Here is a 21931-nt window from a genome sequence, read left to right as displayed (position 1 = left end):
GTCGTGAAGCGAATTGAAAGAAGTTGTACCTCGCGGGTGTAGCTCAATGGTAGAGCAGAAGCCTTCCAAGCTTACGACGAGGGTTCGATTCCCTTCACCCGCTCCAGTGATTCGCGGTGTGTTTCAACATCGCACAAATAAGCCCTTGTAGCTCAGTGGTAGAGCACTCCCTTGGTAAGGGAGAGGCCACGTGTTCAATCCACGTCAAGGGCACCAGAATTTTGTACGGCAGTCGCGTAGTACTCGTCCGTCAGGTGTGCCTGGTAATTCTCAAAAAAATCGTTAGATCTTAGGAGTCTGAAATGGCAAAAGGTAAATTCGAACGGACCAAGCCGCACGTTAACGTCGGTACCATCGGTCACGTTGACCACGGCAAAACCACCCTGACGGCTGCAATCGCAACCGTTCTGTCGAAGAAGTTCGGCGGCGAAGCCAAGGCGTACGACCAGATCGACGCGGCTCCGGAAGAGAAGGCACGCGGCATCACCATCAACACCGCGCACGTCGAGTACGAAACCGCGAACCGTCACTACGCGCACGTCGACTGCCCAGGCCACGCCGACTACATCAAGAACATGATTACCGGTGCTGCCCAGATGGACGGCGCGATCCTGGTGTGCTCGGCCGCTGACGGCCCGATGCCGCAGACCCGCGAGCACATCCTGCTGGCGCGTCAGGTTGGCGTTCCTTACATCATCGTGTTCCTGAACAAGTGCGACCTGGTCGACGACGCGGAACTGCTGGAACTGGTCGAAATGGAAGTGCGCGAGCTCCTCTCGAAGTACGAGTTCCCAGGCGACGACCTGCCAATCATCAAGGGTTCGGCACGTATGGCGCTGGAAGGCCAGCCGGGCGAAATGGGCGAAGCGTGCATCGAGCGCCTGGCCGAAGCCCTGGACAGCTACATCCCGACCCCGGAACGTGCCGTTGACGGCGCCTTCCTGATGCCGGTGGAAGACGTGTTCTCGATCTCGGGCCGCGGTACCGTGGTGACCGGTCGTGTCGAGCGCGGCATCATCAAGGTCGGCGAAGAAATCGAAATCGTCGGCATCATCGACACCGTCAAGACCACCTGCACCGGCGTGGAAATGTTCCGCAAGCTGCTGGACCAGGGTCAAGCCGGCGACAACGTCGGTCTGCTGCTGCGCGGCACCAAGCGTGAAGACGTCCAGCGCGGCCAGGTTCTGGCCAAGCCGGGTTCGATCAAGCCGCACAACCACTTCACCGGCGAGATCTACGTCCTGTCGAAAGATGAAGGCGGCCGTCACACCCCGTTCTTCAACAACTACCGTCCTCAGTTCTACTTCCGTACGACTGACGTGACCGGTTCGATCGAGCTGCCGGCCGACAAGGAAATGGTCATGCCAGGCGACAACGTGTCGATCACCGTCAAGCTGATCGCTCCGATCGCGATGGAAGAAGGTCTGCGCTTCGCAATCCGCGAAGGCGGCCGTACCGTCGGCGCCGGCGTGGTTGCCAAGATCCTGGCCTAATTAGCCAAGATAAGAGGGAAGCGGAAACATTTCCACTTCCCTCGAACAGCATTGTCGGGTGCGCGCGCACCGTGTATAATGCTGGATTCAGCGAGAAGTTTTCGTAGGGGTGTAGCTCAATTGGCAGAGCGTCGGTCTCCAAAACCGAAGGTCGCGGGTTCGATTCCCTCCGCCCCTGCCACCGAATTCTGGTGCCAGGCACCGAAAGAAAAAGTATGTCGAACCAATCCGTGCAAACTGTCAGCACCTCGAATGACAAGTTCAAGGTCGCCCTGGCGGTAGTTGCTACGATTGCAGGCGTTGTCGGGTTCTTTTACCTGAAAGGCCAGAACAAACCAGCCTTGGTCGCCGCCGGCGCCCTCTTGGCTGGTTTAGTTTTTGCTGTCCTGCTTTTGTGGACTTCCGCTACCGGTCGCGACTTCCTGAGCTTCGCCAAGGAATCGGTGCGCGAAACCAAGAAGGTTGTTTGGCCGACCCGTCGGGAAGCCACCCAGATCACCGGCATCGTGTTTGCCTTCGTGGTCGTGATGGCGATTTTCCTGTGGGGCACGGATAAATTGCTCGAATTCCTGTTGTACGACGTGATCCTGGGTTGGAAATAAACATGAGCGAAAACCAAGACAACATGCCGGGCGATGCCCCGGCATCTGACGCTGGTGCGCCTCTCAGTGTTCCGGTGAGCAACAAGCGCTGGTATGTCGTGCACGTCTATTCCGGTATGGAAAAGAGCGTGATGCGCGCACTGCTCGAGCGCATCGAGCGCGCCGGGATGCAAGAACAGTTCGGCCAGATCCTGGTGCCGACCGAGGAAGTCGTCGAGATGCGCAACGGCACCAAGGCCGTTTCCGAGCGCCGCTTCTTCCCGGGCTACGTCCTCGTCGAAATGGAAATGACTGACGAGACCTGGCACCTGGTCAAGAACACCAGCAAGGTCACCGGCTTCATCGGTGGCAAGTCGAACAAGCCGACGCCGATCCCGGCGCGCGAGATCGACAAGATCATGCAGCAGGTCCAGGAAGGCGTCGAAAAACCGAGGCCGAAGGTCCTGTACGAAGTGGGCGAGCAAGTGCGTATCAAGGAAGGCCCCTTCACCGACTTCAACGGCAACGTCGAGGAAGTCAACTACGAAAAATCGAAGGTGCGTGTCTCTGTCACCATCTTCGGCCGCGCAACTCCGGTGGAGCTGGAGTTCGGGCAGGTAGAGAAAGTCTAAAACGCTTAATCGGAGCGTCGCAGCAGCAAGGCGGAATCCGGTAAGAGGAGCCCCGCCAGAGTAGTAGTGGTGGGGCGCTACTACTCAAACCAAATCAAGGAGCCATCCATGGCCAAGAAGATTATTGGTTTTATCAAGCTGCAAGTTGCGGCTGGTAAAGCAAACCCATCCCCACCGATCGGCCCAGCACTGGGTCAGCGCGGCCTGAACATCATGGAATTCTGCAAGGCGTTCAACGCCCAGACCCAGGGTTTCGAGCCGGGCATGCCGATTCCTGTCGTGATCACCGCGTTCGCCGACAAGTCCTTCACCTTCGTGATGAAGACCCCGCCGGCAACCTACCTGATCAAGAAAGCCGCTGGCATCACCAAGGGTTCGCCGAAGCCGCATACCGACAAAGTCGGTACGCTGACCCGTGCCCAGGCTGAAGAAATCGCAAAAACCAAGCAGCCGGACCTGACCGCTGCCGACATGGACGCCGCTGTGCGTATCATCGCCGGCTCGGCACGTTCGATGGGCATCACGGTGGAGGGTGTGTAATGGCTAAGCTGTCCAAGCGCGTCAAAGAAATGAAAGCAAAAGTGGACCGTAACAAGGTCTACGCGTTCGACAACGCTGTGTCGATCGTCAAGGAATTCGCCACCGCCAAGTTCAACGAGTCGATCGACGTCGCCGTTCAACTGGGCGTGGACCCGAAGAAGTCGGACCAGGTCGTCCGCGGCTCCGTCGTGCTGCCAGCAGGCACCGGCAAGAGCGTCCGCGTCGCCGTGTTCGCATCGGGCGACAAGGCCGAAGCTGCTAAAGCAGCCGGCGCCGACATCGTCGGTATGGAAGACCTGGCGGAACGCGTCAAGGCCGGCGACATGCCGTTCGACGTGGTCATCGCTTCGCCGGACACCATGCGTATCGTCGGTACCCTGGGCCAGATCCTGGGCCCGCGCGGCCTGATGCCGAACCCGAAGGTCGGCACCGTGACCCCGGACGTGGCTGGCGCCGTCAAGAACGCCAAGGCCGGTCAGGTCCAGTACCGTACCGACAAGGCAGGTATCATCCACGCCACCATCGGCCGCAAGTCGTTCAGCGATGAACAACTGAAGTCGAACTTGGTTGCGCTGATCGACGCCCTGAACAAGGCGAAGCCGGCCAGCTCGAAAGGCGTGTACCTGCGCAAGGTCGCGATCTCGTCGACCATGGGCGCCGGCGTCCGCGTCGACCACGCTTCGATCGCTGCTTAATAGCACTGAATCAAGCGACGGTGCTTGCACCGTCGTTCCCGCGCAGGCGGGAATCTAATTTAAGTCCTTGTAGTTTCATCGCAGGGCAGATCTTTGGGCTGTTGGAGCAAACCACCGCTCCAGCAGGCAATCAAAGACCGTTGGGCCGAAGGCAGAGGTTGAGCCGGAGGTTAATAGGCCACCCAACGCAGATGGTGTACCCGAACAAGTTTTGTAGTCCACGCTGCGTGAGTTCATCCGCGTTAGATTGACTTCTTAACTTCGGACGCCGTGTTCGAACCGATGCAGACAATGTTGTCCGCATCATTTAAGGAGATTGACCGTGGGTCTTAATCTGAATGACAAAAAGGCCGTCGTCGAAGAGGTAAGCGCGAAAGTTGCAACCGCGCAGACCATCGTCGTGGCTGAGTACCGTGGCATCCAGGTTGCTCACTTGACCAAGCTCCGTGCAACCGCACGCGCCCAGGGTGTGTACCTGCGTGTTCTGAAGAACACGCTGGCACGTCGCTCTGTGGAAGGCACGCAGTTTGCCTCGCTGGCTGATTCCATGACCGGTCCGCTGATCTACTCGATCTCGGACGACGCCGTTGCTGCAGCGAAAGTCATCAATGACTTCGCCAAAACCAACGACAAGCTGGTCGTGAAAGCTGGTAACTACGCCGGTAAGCAGCTCGATGTGGCTGGCGTGACCGCGCTGGCAAACATCCCGAGCCGCGAAGTCCTGATCGCCCAGCTGCTGGGCGTGATGCAGGCACCGGTGTCGGGCTTTGCACGAGTTCTGGCTGCAGTCGCAGCACAAAAAGGCGAAGGCGCCGCTGCTCCGGCAGCGGAAGCCGCCGAAGCGTAATCGCTTCGCGACTTTTTGTTCAAGTAGAACCAATCCTGTACTACACACACACAATATTTGGAGTTTCAAATGGCAATTAGCAAAGAAGAGTTCCTGGACGCAGTTGGCGCAATGTCGGTCATGGAACTGAACGACCTGGTCAAGGCTTTCGAAGAGAAGTTCGGCGTGTCGGCAGCTGCAATGGCAGCACCGGCAGCTGGCGGCGCAGCCGGCGGCGCAGCTGCTGCTGAAGAGCAGACCGAATTCAACGTCGTGCTGACCGAAGTCGGCGCGAACAAGGTCGGCGTCATCAAGGCCGTCCGCGAAATCACCGGTCTGGGCCTGAAAGAAGCCAAAGACGTGGTCGACGGCGCACCGAAGACCGTGAAAGAAGCCCTGCCGAAAGCTGACGCTGAAGCCGCCAAGAAGAAGCTGGAAGAAGCTGGCGCCAAGGCCGAACTGAAGTAATACATTCGCTCCGGGCACTGTTCGCAGTGCCCAAGCGTAGGAGTCAAAGCTTGCGGAACCCGTCGGAAGGCGGGGGAAGCGGCTTTGGCTCTTTTGTCGTCCCTGCGCCAAACGTCTGTTCCACCCGTCTGGCATGCAGCGCAGTACCGGTTCAGAAATATCGTATCACAGCAGTTCGGTGTCCTTTTCATCTGGCGTGAAAGTTCGAGGCTTCAGGCCTTGCGTGTGGTTTTAGTGTCGTACGGCAACCACTAGCAATTCCTGAATTCTCATCCTTTCTGTCACTCACGGAGTGTCCATGCACTACTCATTTACTGAGAAGAAGCGCATTCGCAAGTCGTTCGCGAAGCGCGCCAACGTTCACAACGTTCCCTACCTGCTGGCTACCCAGCTGGAATCCTACGAGAACTTCCTGCAAGCAGACTCCGTCCCCTCCATCCGGAAGAACGAAGGCCTGCAGTCGGCCTTCACCTCGATCTTCCCGATCGTGTCGCACAACGGTTTCGCTCGCCTCGAATTCCTGTCCTATGTCCTGGGCGACCCTGCGTTTGACGTGAAAGAGTGCCAACAGCGTGGCCTGACCTTCGCGTCGCCGCTGCGCGCCAAGGTGCGTCTGGTGATCCTGGACAAGGAATCGCCGACCAAGCCGGTCGTCAAGGAAATGAAAGAGCAGGAAGTCTACATGGGCGAACTGCCCCTGATGACCACCAACGGCTCCTTCGTGATCAACGGCACCGAGCGTGTCATCGTCTCGCAGCTGCACCGTTCGCCGGGCGTGTTCTTCGAACACGACCGCGGCAAGACCCACTCGTCAGGCAAGCTGCTGTTCTCGGCACGTATCATTCCTTACCGCGGCTCGTGGCTGGACTTCGAGTTCGACCCGAAGGACATCCTGTTCTTCCGCGTCGACCGCCGCCGCAAGATGCCGGTGACGATCCTGCTGAAGGCCATCGGCATGACGCCGGAGCAGATCCTGGCGAACTTCTTCGTCTTCGACAACTTCACCCTCCGCAACGAAGGCGGCGAGCTGGAGTTCGTGTCCGAACGCCTGCGCGGCGAAGTCGCGCGCTTCGACATCGTCGATCCGAAGTCGGGCAAGACCATCGTGACCAAGGACAAGCGCATCAATGCCAAGCATGTGCGCGACATCGAAGCCGCCGGCATCAAGTCGATCTCGGTGCCGGAAGACTACCTGCTGGGCCGCGTGCTGGCACGTAACATCGTCGACCAGGACACCGGCGAGATCATCGCCGTCGCCAACGACGAGCTGACCGACGAACTGCTGGGCAAGCTGCGCGACGCCAGCGTGACCGACATCCAGACGCTCTACACGAACGACCTGGACCAGGGCGCCTACATCTCGCAGACCCTGCGCACCGACGACACCGCCGACCAGACCGCCGCCCGCGTGGCGATCTACCGCATGATGCGTCCTGGCGAGCCGCCGACCGAAGAATCGGTGGAAGCCCTGTTCAACGGCCTGTTCTACAGCCCGGAACGCTACGACCTGTCGGCTGTCGGCCGCATGAAGTTCAACCGCCGCATCGGCCGTGACGAACTGACCGGCGACATGACCCTGTCGAACGACGACATCCTGGCCGTGATCAAGATCCTGGTCGAGCTGCGCAATGGCCGCGGCGAAGTCGACGACATCGATCACCTGGGCAACCGCCGCGTGCGTTGCGTGGGCGAACTGGCCGAAAACCAGTTCCGCGCCGGCCTGGTGCGCGTCGAGCGCGCCGTCAAGGAACGCCTCGGCCAGGCCGAAGCGGACAACCTGATGCCGCACGACCTGATCAACAGCAAGCCGATCTCGGCCGCGATCCGCGAGTTCTTCGGTTCGTCGCAGCTGTCGCAGTTCATGGACCAGACCAACCCGCTGTCGGAAGTCACCCACAAGCGCCGCGTCTCGGCCCTGGGCCCGGGCGGCCTGACCCGCGAACGCGCCGGCTTCGAGGTGCGCGACGTGCACCCGACCCACTACGGCCGCGTGTGCCCGATCGAAACGCCTGAAGGCCCGAACATCGGCCTGATCAACTCGCTGGCACTGTACGCCCGCCTGAACGAATACGGCTTCCTGGAAACCCCGTACCGCAAGGTCGACGGTTCGAAGGTCACCGACAAGATCGAATACCTGTCGGCGATCGAAGAAGGCCGCTACATCATTGCTCAGGCAAACGCCATGATCAATGAAGAAGGCCAGCTGATCGACGAACTGGTGTCGGCCCGTGAAGCCGGCGAAACCATCCTGGTCTCGCCGGAACGCATCCAGTACATGGACGTGGCCCCGGGCCAGATCGTGTCGGTTGCAGCCTCGCTGATCCCGTTCCTCGAGCACGATGACGCGAACCGTGCACTGATGGGCGCCAACATGCAGCGCCAGGCCGTGCCTTGCCTGCGTCCGGAAAAAGCCTTCGTCGGTACCGGCATCGAGCGCACCGTCGCGGTCGACTCGGGCACCACCGTGCAGGCCCTGCGCGGCGGCGTGGTCGACTACATCGACGCCGGCCGTGTGGTGATCCGCGTGAACGACGACGAAGCGCAAGCTGGCGAAGTCGGCGTGGACATCTACAACCTGATCAAGTACACCCGTTCGAACCAGAACACCAACATCAACCAGCGTCCGATCGTGCAAGTGGGCGACCGCGTGGCCCGTGGCGACGTGATCGCCGACGGCGCATCGACCGACCTGGGCGAACTGGCACTGGGCCAGAACATGCTGGTGGCCTTCATGCCGTGGAACGGCCTGAACTTCGAAGACTCGATCCTGATCTCGGAAAACGTGGTCAAGGACGACCGCTACACCTCGATCCACATCGAAGAGCTGTCGGTGGTCGCTCGCGACACCAAGCTGGGCGCGGAAGAAATCACCCGCGACATCTCGAACCTGGCCGAGAACCAGCTGGCTCGCCTGGACGAGTCGGGCATCGTCTACATCGGCGCCGAAGTGCAAGCCGGCGACGTGCTGGTCGGTAAGGTCACCCCGAAGGGCGAGACCCAGCTGACCCCCGAAGAGAAGCTGCTGCGCGCAATCTTCGGTGAAAAGGCGTCGGATGTTAAAGACACCTCGCTGCGCGTGCCTTCGGGCATGGTCGGCACCGTCATCGACGTGCAAGTGTTCACCCGCGAAGGCATCCAGCGCGACAAGCGCGCCCAGCAGATCATCGACGACGAGCTGAAGCGCTACCGCCTGGACCTGAACGACCAGATGCGCATCGTGGAAGGCGACGCCTTCCAGCGTCTGGAACGTATGCTGATCGGCAAGGTCGTCAACGGCGGTCCGAAGAAGCTGGCAAAAGGCGCTGAAATCACCGCCGACTACCTGGCCGACCTGGACAAGTTCCACTGGTTCGACATCCGTCCGGCGGACGACGACACCGCGAACGCCCTGGAAGCGATCAAGGAATCGATCAACGAGAAGCGCCACCAGTTCGACCTGGCCTTCGAAGAAAAGCGCAAGAAGCTTACGCAAGGCGACGAGCTGCAGCCTGGCGTGCAGAAGATGGTCAAGGTCTACCTGGCCGTCAAGCGCCGCCTGCAGTCGGGCGACAAGATGGCGGGCCGCCACGGTAACAAGGGTGTGGTCTCGCGTATCGTGCCGGTGGAAGACATGCCGTTCATGGCCGATGGTACCCCGGCCGACGTCGTGCTGAACCCGCTGGGCGTCCCGTCGCGTATGAACGTCGGCCAGATCCTCGAAACCCACCTCGGCTGGGCAGCGAAGGGCCTGGGCCTGCGTATCGGCGACATGCTGAAGGCGCAAGCCAAGGCCGAAGAGATCCGCGGCTTCCTGGGCAAGATCTACAACGAAACCGGCCGCAAGGAAGACCTGGACAGCTTCAGCGATGAAGAGATCCTGACCCTGGCGAAGAACCTCAAGAACGGCGTGCCGTTCGCGACCCCGGTGTTCGACGGTGCGCACGAAGAAGAAATCCGCCGCATGCTGGACCTGGCCTTCCCGGACGAGATCGCCGCCCACCTGGGCATGACCCCGTCGAAGAACCAGGTCACGATGTTCGACGGCCGCACCGGCGAAGCTTTCGAGCGCAAGGTCACCGTCGGCTTCATGCACATGCTGAAGCTGCACCACCTGGTCGACGACAAGATGCACGCCCGTTCGACCGGTCCGTACTCGCTGGTGACGCAGCAGCCGCTGGGCGGTAAAGCCCAGTTCGGCGGCCAGCGCTTCGGTGAGATGGAGGTGTGGGCACTGGAAGCTTACGGCGCATCGTACGTGCTGCAGGAAATGCTGACTGTGAAGTCGGACGATGTGAACGGCCGTACCAAGGTGTACGAGAACCTGGTCAAGGGCGATCACGTGATCGACGCCGGCATGCCGGAATCGTTCAACGTGCTGGTGAAGGAAATCCGTTCGCTGGGTATCGACATCGACCTCGAGCGCAACTAATCAGCACGGCCGCCAGCCTTCGGGCGTGGCCTGCGACCTTACAACGTCGCTCCCGCGCAGGCGGGAGCCTAATGTCGGTGAATAGCCGAAAACTTGGATCCCCGCCTGCGCGGGGATGACGGTTTTAAGGATGGTGGGCCAGGCAAGCACCGGCGAAAATCGGTGAGAAGCTGGCGGTAAGTAGTACGTAAAGAATTCAATCACCTGGAGTGATAAATGAAAGCACTGCTCGATCTATTCAAGCAAGTTCAGCAAAACGAAAGCTTCGACGCCATCAAGATCGGCCTGGCGTCGCCCGAGAAAATCCGTTCGTGGTCGTTCGGCGAAGTCAAGAAGCCGGAGACCATCAACTACCGTACCTTCAAGCCTGAACGCGACGGCCTGTTCTGCGCCAAGATCTTTGGCCCGATCAAGGACTACGAGTGCCTGTGCGGCAAGTACAAGCGCCTGAAGCACCGCGGCGTGATCTGCGAAAAGTGCGGCGTGGAAGTGACCCTGGCCAAGGTGCGCCGCGAGCGCATGGGCCACATCGAACTGGCTTCGCCGGTCGCCCACATCTGGTTCCTGAAATCGTTGCCGTCGCGTCTGGGCATGGTCCTGGACATGACCCTGCGCGATATCGAACGCGTGCTGTACTTCGAAGCATACGTCGTGACCGATCCTGGCATGACCCCGCTGAAGAAGTGCCAGATCATGTCGGAAGACGACTACGCCGCCAAGTACGAAGAGTACGGCGACGACTTCACCGCATTCATGGGCGCCGAAGGCATCCGTGAGCTGCTGCGCTCGATCGACATCCACCGCGATGCCGAAGCCCTGCGCGTGGAGCTGAAGGAATCGAAATCCGAAGCCAAGATCAAGAAATACGCCAAGCGCCTGAAAGTGCTCGAGGCGTTCCAGCGCTCGGGCATCAAGCCTGAGTGGATGATCATGGAAGTGCTCCCGGTCCTGCCGCCGGAGCTGCGTCCGCTCGTCCCGCTGGATGGCGGCCGTTTCGCGACCTCCGACCTGAACGACCTGTACCGCCGCGTCATCAACCGTAATAACCGCCTGAAGCGCCTGATGGAACTGCGCGCGCCGGAAATCATTACGCGTAACGAAAAGCGCATGCTGCAGGAAGCGGTCGACTCGCTGCTGGACAACGGCCGTCGCGGCAAGGCGATGACCGGCGCCAACAAGCGTCCGCTGAAGTCGCTGGCTGAAATGATCAAGGGTAAGGGCGGCCGTTTCCGTCAAAACCTGCTGGGTAAGCGCGTCGACTACTCGGGCCGTTCGGTCATCGTGGTGGGTCCGCAGCTGAAACTGCACCAGTGCGGCCTGCCGAAGCTGATGGCCCTGGAACTGTTCAAGCCCTTCATCTTCAACAAGCTCGAACTGATGGGTCTCGCGACCACCATCAAGGCGGCCAAGAAGCTGGTCGAGATCCAGGAACCGGTGGTTTGGGACATCCTGGAAGAGGTCATCAAAGAGCACCCGGTCATGCTGAACCGTGCGCCGACCCTGCACCGTCTCGGTATCCAGGCGTTCGAGCCGGTCCTGATCGAAGGCAAGGCGATCCAGCTGCACCCGCTGGTCTGCGCGGCGTTCAACGCCGACTTCGACGGTGACCAGATGGCAGTCCACGTCCCGCTGTCGATCGAAGCGCAGATGGAAGCCCGCACCCTGATGCTGGCCTCGAACAACATCCTGTTCCCGTCGAACGGCGAACCGTCGATCGTGCCGTCCCAGGATATCGTGCTGGGCCTGTACTACGCGTCGCGCGAGGCGATCAACGCCAAGGGCGAAGGCATGATGTTCCCGGACGTGTCGGAAGTCATCCGCGCGTACGACAACAAGGAAGTCGAACTGGCGACCCGCATCACCGTGCGTATCGTCGAGTTCCCGAAGAACGCCAATGGCGAATTCGAGCAGACCCTGACCCGCTACGAGACCACCGTCGGCCGTGCGATCCTGTCGGAGATCCTGCCGAAGGGCCTGCCGTTCTCGGTGCTGAACCGCGCGCTGAAGAAGAAAGAGATCTCGAAGCTGATCAACACGTCGTTCCGCAAGTGCGGCCTGCGTGCGACCGTCGTCTTCGCGGACAAGCTGATGCAGTCGGGCTTCCGCCTGGCGACCCGCGCCGGCATCTCGATCGCCGTCGACGACATGCTGATCCCGGACGTCAAGAAGGGCATGATCGCGACCGCCGAAGCGGAAGTGAAGCAGATCGAGCAGCAGTACGCCTCGGGTCTGGTCACCGCCGGCGAGCGTTACAACAAGGTCGTCGACATCTGGGGCAAGACCTCGGACGAAGTCGGCAAGGCGATGATGGACCAGCTGAAAGTGGAACCGGTCACCAAGCGTGACGGCACCGAAGGCACCCAGGAATCGTTCAACGCGATTTACATGATGGCCGACTCGGGCGCCCGTGGTTCGGCAGCCCAGATCCGCCAGCTGGCCGGTATGCGAGGCCTGATGGCCAAGCCGGACGGCTCGATTATCGAGACGCCGATTACCGCGAACTTCCGCGAAGGCCTGAACGTTCTCCAGTACTTCATCTCGACCCACGGCGCTCGTAAAGGTCTGGCGGATACGGCACTGAAGACCGCGAACTCGGGTTACCTGACCCGTCGACTCGTCGACGTGACCCAGGACCTGGTGGTGATCGAGGACGATTGCGGCACCAACAACGGCACGCACATGAAGGCGATGGTCGAAGGCGGTGAAGTCATCGAAGCCCTGCGCGACCGTATCCTCGGCCGCGTGACCGGCCAGGACGTCGTCAATCCGGAAACCCAGGAAACCGTGTTCGAAGCCGGCACCCTGCTGGACGAAGACATGGTCGAAGAGATCGAACGCCTCGGCATCGACGAAGTGAAGGTCCGCACCCCGCTGAACTGCGACACCCGCTTCGGCCTGTGCGCCAAGTGCTACGGCCGCGACCTGGGCCGCGGCATGCTGGTCAACAGCGGCGAAGCAGTCGGTGTGGTGGCGGCGCAGTCGATCGGTGAGCCCGGTACCCAGCTGACCATGCGTACCTTCCACATCGGTGGTGCGGCATCGCGTGCGGCAGTGGCCTCGTCGGTCGAAGCCAAGTCGAACGGCACGGTCCGCTTCACCGCGACCATGCGTTACGTCACCAACGGCAAGGGCGCGCAGATCGTCATCTCGCGTTCGGGCGAAGTCCTGATCACCGACGACCACGGCCGTGAGCGCGAGCGCCACAAGGTGCCGTACGGCGCGACCCTGATCGTCAAGGATGGCATGACGGTGAAAGCCGGCGTGGCCCTGGCGACCTGGGATCCGCTGACCCGTCCGATCATTACCGAGTACGCCGGTACGATCAAGTTCGAAAACGTGGAAGAGGGCGTCACCGTCGCTCGCCAGGTGGACGAAGTGACCGGCCTGTCGACCCTGGTGGCGATCGATCCGAAGCGCCGTGGTTCGGGCAAGGTCCTGCGTCCGCAGGTCAAGCTGCTGAACGACGAAGGCCAGGAAGTGAAGATCGCCGGCACCGAACACGCCGTGACGATCGGCTTCCAGGTCGGCGCGCTGATCATGGTGAAGGACGGCCAGCAAGTGTCGGTGGGTGAAGTGCTTGCACGTATCCCGACCGAATCGCAGAAGACCCGTGACATTACCGGTGGTCTGCCGCGCGTTGCCGAACTGTTCGAAGCACGTTCGCCGAAGGATGCGGGCATGCTGGCGGAAGTCACCGGTACCGTCGCCTTCGGTAAGGAGACCAAGGGCAAGCAGCGTCTGGAAATCACCGACATGGACGGCAACAAGCACGAGTTCCTGATTACCAAGGACAAGCAAGTGCTGGTGCACGACGGCCAGGTGGTGAACAAGGGCGAGATGATCGTGGACGGCCCGGCCGATCCGCAAGACATCCTGCGCCTGCTGGGTATCGAAGCGCTGGCCCGCTACATCGTCGACGAAGTGCAGGACGTGTACCGTCTGCAGGGCGTGAAGATCAACGACAAGCACATCGAGGTGATCGTTCGCCAGATGCTGCGCCGTGTCCAGATCACCGAGGCAGGCGACACCGACTACATCGTCGGCGAGCAGGTCGAGCGTTCGGAACTGCTGGAAGAGAACGACAAGGTCAACGCCGTCGGCAAGCTGCCGGCACAGTACGAAAACGTGCTGCTGGGTATTACCAAGGCATCGCTGTCGACCGACTCGTTCATCTCGGCCGCATCGTTCCAGGAAACCACCCGCGTGTTGACCGAAGCCGCGATCATGGGCAAGCGCGACGGTCTGCGCGGCCTGAAGGAAAACGTGATCGTCGGCCGCCTGATCCCGGGCGGTACCGGTCTGGCATTCCACCGCGCCCGCAAAGAGAAGGAAGTGTGGGAAGCGGAAGAGCGCCAGGCGCTGCTGCAGCAGGAGAAGGCCAACATGGCTGCCGAACTGCAGGCGATGGAAGACCAGCAGACTGCCGCGGCTTCGGCCGAACAGCATCATGGCGATGGCGAGTAATCGTCTTCGCTGCTCATGAAAACGGCGCCCTCGGGCGCCGTTTTTTTATTTCCGACTCACCTATTCATCAGCGATGATGTGAAGGCATCTGGGTAATTGGCGAGCAATGTCACGATGATCTCCGCTTACGCCAGAAGCAGCCGAGAATGAACCCGCATGGAATGGCCGCAAAGGCTGCGTAAGCATGCCAAAAGTAGCTATTGCCCTGTTCGAGTCGCAGATGAGGAGCGACGTCAGGAGCGTGGAGCTCCCAAAAGAGGATCAGGAACCAAAGTGCCGCTGGTGCAAAGACCATGACTCCCAGCCGTGGCCGTATGCGCGCTGCAATCAGGCATAGACATGCTGCTGCCAAGCCGACAGTCCACACCAGATTCGGCTCTGGCTCCTTATCGCTTACTTCAGCAAGCGTGATAGTGGGCCAGAGAACGAGGAAAGCGGCTAGCGTTAGTATCGTACGCACGTGCAGGCCGAGGATCATGGTGTTGAGGAGAAGTCGTCTTGGCTGCTCACGAAAATACACACCTTCTGATCCTCCTGTCTAGCAGACGATCCCGCCGATGCTTTTTCCGCTCACAAGATCGAATCCAAAATTGCAGCTGTACTCGCCTTTTGCCGACCGAAGACAGGAGAGATTTCCATCATCTTTGCTCCGGACTCGCGTCGAGCTGCCTTCTGTACAGATATCTTTCTTGTCTGGTCCAATGGCGTTAAATATCTCTTTTGCAGCGGCTCCGCTGATGGAGAACATGACCTTTTTGTCTTGCGGAGTCGGGACGGATGGATCTCCAAGACCGCCGCCATAGACACGGTAGACCCCGGTAAGTTTTTTGTGCGGTCCTAGTTCATCCGCGTGACTAGGTAAGGCCGCCGCTGCGCAAGCAAACACGAGAGTGATCCAGATTGTCTTCATCATTGCCCCTTAGCGTACCTCTACGTGGAAGTGGTTATCGTGCCCTCTGACTGGCCGTACTCGAGGAATCTGCCTGTCGTTGAAGGCCACTAGTCCCACCATGGGATGCTGATAGAATAAACCGATGAGCTTCGCCGTTCCTTCACGATCATACTGGGCGTCGAAGAGCGTACAGCCGATCTCTCTCCCATCTTTGCGTAAAAGCCGAATATCCACCTCCAGCCCACTTTCATGGGATTTATGGTCAGGATGGTCGACACCCTCAGCCAGGCTAATGTTCCCAATGCCGAATTTTCGTGAGTCAACTTGGCACCATCTGGTTGCGACCCATTGAATGACTGTCAGCATGCGCGGATGGGCATATTGGCTGCGCCCATAAGTAGGCGTTCCGTATGTGTAATAACCACCACCTTCGAAACCTTGGGGCAGGACAAAAAAGCCGCGATTGTCCTTGATCGGAACAGTTGTCAGCAGCCTCTCCAGTGAAGAATTCGAGGCTGATTCTTGCCATAAGAGCTGTTTGAATGCTGAGATGACGCAACAATTGTGACTTCATATCACACGATCTTGCGTCGACTATGAGCAGGGTAATCCAGTTTACAAGACAAACATATCCATTATAATGGATGGATGGACATCAATTCTGTTATTGCTAACCGAGTTCGCCAGTTGCGCGACCTCCAGAACTTGTCTCTGGCTGCGTTGGCAGACCGTAGTGGTGTCAGCCGCTCCAATATCTCACTGATCGAGCGCGGCGAGAGCAGCGCTACCGCGACTGTGCTGGATAAACTCAGCGCCGCCTTGGGTGTGACTGTCGCTTCACTGTTCGAGCAGCCAGTCGAGACGCCCGTCCCCGTTTCTCGTGCAGCGGACCAGCCAATATGGACCGATCCCGGTTCCGGCTACATCCGCCGCAACCTGTCCCCACTCATCGACTCCCCCATCCAGCTGGTCGAAGTCAGCTTCCCACCCGGCCGGCGCGTCGCCTACGACACCGCCGCCCGTGACGTCGACGTCCACCAGCAGGTCTGGCTGATCGAAGGCATGATCGAGGTCACGGTCGGCGAATCGCACTGGACGCTCTCCGCAGGCGACTGCCTCGCCATGCACCTCGACCAGCCGATCAGCTATCACAACCCCACGACAAAGCCGGCGCGCTATCTGGTCGCGCTGGTCAGCCAGCCCTACAAGCCACCCAGGAGAAGCGCATGACAAGCACGCTCGCCATCCGCCGCCTGGAAGCAGCCGAAGCCGGCGACTGCATCGACGGCCTCACCAACCTCCTGCTCGATTGCGTCGAAGGCGGCGCCTCTGTCAGCTTCATGCTGCCCCTGGAGCGCAGCAAGGCGCGCAGCTTCTGGCAGGGTGTCTTCGACGGTATCGGGCGCGGCGAACGCACCCTGCTGGTGGCGGAAGATGAAGACGGAACCATCGTCGGCACCGTCCAATTGATCACCGCCATGCCCGACAACCAGCCCCACCGCGCCGATATCGCCAAGCTGCTCGTGCACCGCCAGGCGCGCAAGAGCGGGGTAGGGCGGCAGCTGATGCTGGCCATCGAAGAGGAAGCCAGGCGCCAGCAGCGCACCGTGCTGGTGCTGGACACGGCGAGTCCCGATGCCGAGCGCCTGTACGAACGACTAGGCTGGCAGCGCGTCGGCGTCGTGCCAAACTATGCCTTGATGCCCGATGGCGCCCTGTGCGCGACCACTTACTATTACAAGCAGCTCTGACCATGACCACCTTCCCGACCCTGCTCATCATCGACATGCAGAACTGCATGGCCAGCCCGGACGCCGGCCCGCGCAACAACCCGCAAGCCGAAACCAACATCGCCAGCCTGCTCGCGGCCTGGCGCGAACACCAGGGCACGGTGGTCCACGTCCGCCACATCTCGCGCAATCCATCCTCCGGCTTCGCCCCCGGCCAGCCCGGTGCCGCCTTCCAGCCGGCCTTCGCGCCGCGCGCCGGCGAACACGTGGTGGAGAAAAACGTCCCCGACGCCTTCATCAATACCGGCCTCGAACGCTGGCTGCGCGTGCGCGGGATCGCGGACCTGGTCATCACCGGGGTCAGCACCAACATCTCGGTCGAAGACAGCGCCCGCTCCGCCGGCAACCTGGGTTTCAGGACGACCGTCGTCGCCGACGCCAGCTTCGCCTTCGCCACACGCGACCACGCCGGCGCCCGGCGCACGGCCGATGAAGTCCACGCCATGTCCCTCGCCAACCTGGATGGCGAGTACGCGGCCATCGTCGATACGGGCGACGTGCTGGCTGGCCTGAGGCACGGCGCTGCGGCGTAAATACGGGGCTAAGACCGTACTGTTGTTTTGATCACGCGTTTTCCCCAGCAGTACGACCCGTTCCGGATAGGGCTGCTATGATGCGGAGATCAAAAATTTAACAGTCTGGTCTTTCTGTCCACTTCGAGCACGATGCCCTGGCCCTACGACGCCGCCACGAGCCTTGCGTCCATGTCCGACATGGAGCGGCAGATGCGTTCCCACGCCTGGGAGACCACGCCCCTCGGTCCCGTCGCCACCTGGCCGCAAAGCCTCAAGAATGCGGTCCGCACCCTGCTCGACATGCGCCTGCCGGCCTACCTGGCCTGGGGCGACAGCTATACCCAGTTCTTCAACGACGCCTACCGTCCCATCCTCGGCGACAAGCACGTCGACGCGCTGGGTAACGATGCGCGCGTCACCTGGTCCGAGATCTGGCCGACCATCGGCCCGATGTGGGGCAAGGTGCGGGAAGGGGAACCGATCGGCTCCGAAGGCTTTTCGCTGACCATCAACCGCTTCGGCTACGACGAAACCGTTTACTTCAATTATTCGTACAGCCCCGTCTACGGCGACACCGGCAAGCCCGAGGGCATCCTGGTCACCTTCGTCGACACCACCAAGGCGGTGATGGGCGAACGCCGCCACGCCTTCCAGCTCAAGCTGGCCGACACCTTGCGGCGCGAGACCGAATTCGATCCGATGCTGAAGGCGACCATCCGCCTGACCAGCGAATACTTCCTCGGCTCGAAGGTCTCCTACGTCGAGATCGACGAGGTAGCGCACACCATGCAGGTCAAGGAGGAGTGGAAGGACGGCGTCGCCACCGGCGGCGCCCTGGCCACCCTGCCGCTCGGCCTGCTCACCGGCGCGCAGCTGGAACAGCTCCAGGCCGGCACCACGATCTGCACGGTCGACGTCGCCAGCGACCCGGCCTGTGGCGCGGTGGCGCCGCAATGCCTGGGCCTGGGCATCCATTCGGTGATCGTCATTCCGCTCAAGGACGGCAACAAGCTGGTCGGCGCCGGCTTCCTGTACAAGGACCACGCCTACCGCTGGACCGACGACGAGCGCACCCTGGCCGAAGACCTGGCGCGCCGCACCTGGGAAGCGCTGCGCCGCATCCGCGCCGAGGAGGCGCTGCGCGAAGAGACCCGCCTGCTCGAGCTGCTCAACCGCGCCGGCAACGTGCTGGCGTCCACCCTCGACCTGGACACCTTGCTGCAGTCGGTCACCGACGCCGCCACCGAACTGACCGGTGCCGAATTCGGCTCCTTCTTCTACAACGGCCGCAACGAGCAGGGAGAAGCCTATCTGCTGTATACGCTCAGCGGCGCGCCGCGCGAAGCCTTCGAAAAACTGGGCCAGCCGCGCCCGACCGCCGTGTTCGGCCCCACCTTCCGCGGCGGTCCGCCGATCCGCAGCGGCGACATCCGCAAGGATCCGCGCTACGGGCAGATGGGGCCGCACCACGGCATGCCGAAGGGCCACCTGCCGGTGGTCAGCTACCTGGCGGCCTCCGTCATCTCGCGCTCGGGCGAAGTGCTGGGCGGCCTGTTCTTCGGCCATTCGCAGCCGAACCGCTTCGACGAGCGCACCGAGAAGATGATCACGGGCTTCGTGGCGCAGGCCGCGGTGGCGATCGACAATGCGCGCCTGTACGAGCTGGCCCAGCGTTCCGCGCGTGAGCGCGAAGGCATCCTGGCCAGCGAGCGCGCCGCGCGCGCCGAGGCCGAGCGCCACAACAAGATGAAGGACGAGTTCCTGGCCATGCTGGCGCACGAGCTGCGCAATCCGCTCGCGCCGATCACCAACGCGGCCCAGCTGCTCAAGATGCCGAGCGTGGACGAGAACCTGCGCCTGAAGGCGACCAGCATCATCTCGCGCCAGGTGCGCCACATGACGGAGCTGGTGGACGACCTGCTGGACGTCTCGCGCGTCACCCGCGGCCTGGTCAAGCTCGAACTCGAATCGCTCGACCTGAACGCCGTGGTGCGCGCCGCCGTCGAGCAGGCGCGCCCGCACATCGAGGCCAAGGCCCACACCCTGAGCGTGGAGGCGCCGGCCCGGCCGGTGGTGGTGGCGGGCGACCGCACGCGCCTGGTGCAGGTGCTGGTCAACCTGCTGAATAACGCGGCCAAGTACACCCAGGCCGGCGGCAGCATCCAGCTGCGCCTCGAGGCGGGGAAGGAAGAAGCGCGCGTCACCGTCATCGACAACGGCAGCGGCATCGACACCCAGCTGCTGCCCCACGTATTCGACCTGTTCACCCAGGGGGAGCGCGCGCCCGACCGCTCGCAGGGCGGGCTGGGTATCGGCCTGGCGCTGGTCAAGAGCATCGTCCAGATGCATGCGGGCCAGGTGCAGGCGCACAGCGATGGCCCGAACACGGGCGCCTCGGTATCGGTGCTGCTGCCGCTGGCCGACGCCGCCGTGCTGCACGGACCGGGGCGCATCCGCCACGCGCCGGGAAGCGGGGTGCCGCGCGTGCTGACCATCGTCGACGACAATGCCGACGCGGTGCAGTCGCTCGCCGTGCTGCTGCGCGCCCAGGGCCACACGGTCAAGGTGTTCGAGGACGCGGTGCGCACCCTGGCGTCGACCGAGCTGGCCGGCACCGAGGCCTTCATCCTCGACATCGGCCTGCCCGACATCACCGGCTACGAGCTGGCGCGCCGCCTGCGCCGCGACCATCCGGACGCCAGCTTCATCGCGCTCACCGGCTACGGCCAGGCGCGCGACCGCGACCTGTCGAAGCAGGCCGGTTTCGACCATCACCTGGTGAAGCCGGTCGAGATCCGCGCGCTGTCCGACATCCTGGCCCAGCTGCCGGTGCGCGGCGCGACGCTTGGCAAGGATGAGACAGGTTTGATGATGCCAGTTGACAATGTTGCGGCAACTCCGCAATATTGAAATCCTGACATCACTTTAGCCTGATTCGTGTCCCGAAAGAAGAACAGCCGCCAGTGGGCGCGGCTCCGGATCCTGTGTTCCGGCGGCCTGCACCTGATGACGATCATTCCCGACGCCCTGGAGCTGGTGCGCGAACTGATTCCCAACAGCGCGTCCCAGCTGTTCCTGCACGCGCCGCGCGCAGCGGACGAGGACATGCAGGAAGCCACCGTGCTGGGCGTGCTGCCCCCGCCCAATGGCTACTTCTACGGCGACGCGGCCAACTTCGGCGTTGTCGCGCCGGGTGTGTCCCAGGCCCAGGCGCGCGCCCGCGCATCCCACGTGCTGGAAGTGCAGCTGGGAAGCAGCGCCGCGCCCTTCGGCACCGTCACCCTGCTGCGCGAGGAAGGGCCCGCCTTCGACCGGGACGACGAGGAAGACCTGGGCCGCGTCGCCAACTATTTTGACTATGCGCTGCGCAATGCCGACAGTGCCGGCGCCGGCATGTCCGGCACCATCGAGGACGAGGCCATGCTGCTGGCCACCCTGGGCGGCGACATCCTGTTCCTGAGTGATTCGGCCGGCGCGCTGCTCGACCTGCTGGCCTCGCAGGAGCAGCAGGTGTTCGACCGCCGCACCCTGCCGCCGTTCTGCCTGCGGCTGGTGGAGTCGGTGGTGCACGGCGAGCGCTATCCATGGCGCCTGCCGGCCGGCACGCTCGACCTGGCCGGCGGCGTGCTGGAAGCGCGCGCGCAGTGGATGAGTTCCGGCAGCCAGGACGTACTGCATCACCGCACGGTCGGCATCTTCCTCAAGTACGTGGTGCCGATGCCGCTACGGATCTGGCGCGCGCTCGGCAGCGTCGAGCTGTCGCCGCAGCAGATGGAAGTGGCGTTCTGGATGGGCCTGGGCGGCGGCCGCGAAGCCGCGCGCTCGCGCATGGACGTCAGCGACGCCGTGCTGCGCGATTGCGTCAAGGCGGTGTACGAGAAGTTCGGGTGTACCTCCGAGGCTGGCCTGCTCGCGATTCTCCGCCCCACGGTGTCCAGGATGTAAGGTGGACGGCGGAGCCGTCCATGCTACGGTTCCGCCCGCTTTGCACCGTTGTAAAACCCCCCACCACTCCCTCTTCCAGAACACCCCCCACCCGTGGGGATGGTCTACACTTCATTGGCTTTTTATTATCTCTATGAATCTCTTCGAGGAGGATGTATGAACATTCGATGGATGGGTGCGGTCCTGCTGGGCGCCGTATGCGCGAGCGCCAACGCCGCCGACATGAAGGTCACGCTGAAGATGGCAAGCGACAAGGGCGAAGGCGCCGAGGTCGGTACCGTGACCATCAGCGAGACCAAGTACGGCCTGGTGTTCACGCCCCAGCTGTCCAAGCTGCCGCCCGGCCTGCACGGTTTCCACGTGCACGAGAACGGCAGCTGCGCCGCCAACCAGAAGGATGGCAAGACGGTGCCCGCGGGCGCCGCCGGCGGCCACCTCGACCCGAGCGGCAGCAAGCGCCACGGCACGCCGTGGGGCGATGGCCACCTGGGCGATTTGCCGGGCCTCACCGTCGACGACAAGGGCAATGCCACCAATCCGGTCCTGGCGCCGCGGCTGAAGCTGGCCGACGTCAAGGGCAAGGCCTTGATGGTCCATGCCGGCGGCGACAACCATGCCGACCACCCGGCGCCGCTGGGCGGCGGGGGAGGCCGCATGGCCTGCGGAGTGATTCACTAGTCCA

General features: G+C 62.1%; 17 protein-coding genes and 3 tRNA genes. 18 read left to right on the top strand and 2 right to left on the bottom strand.

Annotated elements, in window-relative coordinates:
• Positions 1–32 precede the first annotated feature (32 nt).
• The 12 genes from V7778_RS01680 to rpoC all read left to right on the top strand — a co-directional run bounded on the left by V7778_RS01680 (position 33) and on the right by rpoC (position 14107).
• A tRNA-Gly gene (locus V7778_RS01680) sits at positions 33–106 on the top strand.
• A gap of 35 nt (positions 107–141) precedes the next feature.
• Positions 142–216 (top strand) — tRNA-Thr (locus tag V7778_RS01675).
• Between the two features lie 86 nt (positions 217–302).
• Positions 303–1493: an elongation factor Tu gene (tuf, locus tag V7778_RS01670; RefSeq protein ID WP_141835865.1), complete on the top strand. Its 1191-nt coding sequence runs from the start codon at positions 303–305 to the stop codon at positions 1491–1493.
• 105 nt (positions 1494–1598) lie between these two features.
• Positions 1599–1674: transfer RNA gene (locus V7778_RS01665), tRNA-Trp, on the top strand.
• Between the two features lie 34 nt (positions 1675–1708).
• Entirely contained in the window at positions 1709–2095 is a 387-nt protein-coding gene (secE, locus tag V7778_RS01660; protein WP_211518317.1) for a preprotein translocase subunit SecE, read from the top strand.
• A 2-nt stretch (positions 2096–2097) separates the two neighbouring features.
• Positions 2098–2706: a transcription termination/antitermination protein NusG gene (gene nusG / locus V7778_RS01655; protein ID WP_442920680.1), complete on the top strand. Its 609-nt coding sequence runs from the start codon at positions 2098–2100 to the stop codon at positions 2704–2706.
• 108 nt (positions 2707–2814) lie between these two features.
• Complete coding sequence (gene rplK / locus V7778_RS01650) at positions 2815–3246, top strand: 50S ribosomal protein L11 (RefSeq protein WP_020653552.1); 432 nt, start codon at positions 2815–2817, stop codon at positions 3244–3246.
• Positions 3246–3941, top strand: a complete 696-nt coding sequence (gene rplA / locus V7778_RS01645) for a 50S ribosomal protein L1 (protein WP_335551617.1) — start codon at positions 3246–3248, stop codon at positions 3939–3941. Before rplK ends, rplA begins: the two co-directional genes overlap by 1 nt.
• A gap of 322 nt (positions 3942–4263) precedes the next feature.
• Complete coding sequence (gene rplJ, locus V7778_RS01640) at positions 4264–4788, top strand: 50S ribosomal protein L10 (RefSeq protein ID WP_335551616.1); 525 nt, start codon at positions 4264–4266, stop codon at positions 4786–4788.
• A gap of 69 nt (positions 4789–4857) precedes the next feature.
• Complete coding sequence (rplL, locus tag V7778_RS01635) at positions 4858–5235, top strand: 50S ribosomal protein L7/L12 (protein ID WP_027868024.1); 378 nt, start codon at positions 4858–4860, stop codon at positions 5233–5235.
• Between the two features lie 298 nt (positions 5236–5533).
• Entirely contained in the window at positions 5534–9643 is a 4110-nt protein-coding gene (gene rpoB, locus V7778_RS01630; RefSeq protein ID WP_335551615.1) for a DNA-directed RNA polymerase subunit beta, read from the top strand.
• A 216-nt stretch (positions 9644–9859) separates the two neighbouring features.
• Complete coding sequence (gene rpoC / locus V7778_RS01625; RefSeq protein WP_335551614.1) at positions 9860–14107, top strand: DNA-directed RNA polymerase subunit beta'; 4248 nt, start codon at positions 9860–9862, stop codon at positions 14105–14107.
• A 538-nt stretch (positions 14108–14645) separates the two neighbouring features.
• Here the strand turns inward: rpoC and V7778_RS01620 are convergent.
• Positions 14646–15020 carry a hypothetical protein gene (locus tag V7778_RS01620; RefSeq protein ID WP_335551613.1) on the bottom strand — a complete coding sequence of 125 codons (375 nt, stop codon included), beginning with the start codon at positions 15018–15020 and terminating at the stop codon, positions 14646–14648.
• 6 nt (positions 15021–15026) lie between these two features.
• Positions 15027–15446: a penicillin-insensitive murein endopeptidase gene (locus V7778_RS25095; RefSeq protein ID WP_442920681.1), complete on the bottom strand. Its 420-nt coding sequence runs from the start codon at positions 15444–15446 to the stop codon at positions 15027–15029.
• A 201-nt stretch (positions 15447–15647) separates the two neighbouring features.
• Between V7778_RS25095 and V7778_RS01615 the strand changes: the two genes are divergently transcribed.
• The 6 genes from V7778_RS01615 (at position 15648) to sodC (ending at position 21927) form a co-directional block, all read left to right on the top strand.
• A complete protein-coding gene (locus tag V7778_RS01615) occupies positions 15648–16229 on the top strand; it encodes a helix-turn-helix domain-containing protein (RefSeq protein WP_335551612.1) in 582 nt (193 codons plus the stop codon).
• Entirely contained in the window at positions 16226–16750 is a 525-nt protein-coding gene (locus V7778_RS01610) for a GNAT family N-acetyltransferase (RefSeq protein ID WP_335551611.1), read from the top strand. The genes V7778_RS01615 and V7778_RS01610 overlap by 4 nt, the downstream gene beginning before the upstream one ends.
• A gap of 2 nt (positions 16751–16752) precedes the next feature.
• Positions 16753–17322: a cysteine hydrolase family protein gene (locus tag V7778_RS01605; protein WP_335551610.1), complete on the top strand. Its 570-nt coding sequence runs from the start codon at positions 16753–16755 to the stop codon at positions 17320–17322.
• 192 nt (positions 17323–17514) lie between these two features.
• Positions 17515–20214 carry an ATP-binding protein gene (locus V7778_RS01600; protein WP_335551609.1) on the top strand — a complete coding sequence of 900 codons (2700 nt, stop codon included), beginning with the start codon at positions 17515–17517 and terminating at the stop codon, positions 20212–20214.
• Positions 20215–20241: 27 nt separating this feature from the next.
• Positions 20242–21249 (top strand): helix-turn-helix transcriptional regulator, encoded by a 1008-nt coding sequence (locus tag V7778_RS01595; RefSeq protein ID WP_335551608.1) that lies wholly within the window; start codon positions 20242–20244, stop codon positions 21247–21249.
• A 156-nt stretch (positions 21250–21405) separates the two neighbouring features.
• A complete protein-coding gene (gene sodC, locus V7778_RS01590) occupies positions 21406–21927 on the top strand; it encodes a superoxide dismutase [Cu-Zn] SodC (protein ID WP_335551607.1) in 522 nt (173 codons plus the stop codon).
• Positions 21928–21931 lie beyond the last annotated feature (4 nt).

This window comes from Massilia sp. DD77 (genome assembly GCF_036961685.1).
Lineage (GTDB): Bacteria > Pseudomonadota > Gammaproteobacteria > Burkholderiales > Burkholderiaceae_D > Telluria.
This window is presented reverse-complemented; position numbering and strand designations above follow the sequence as displayed.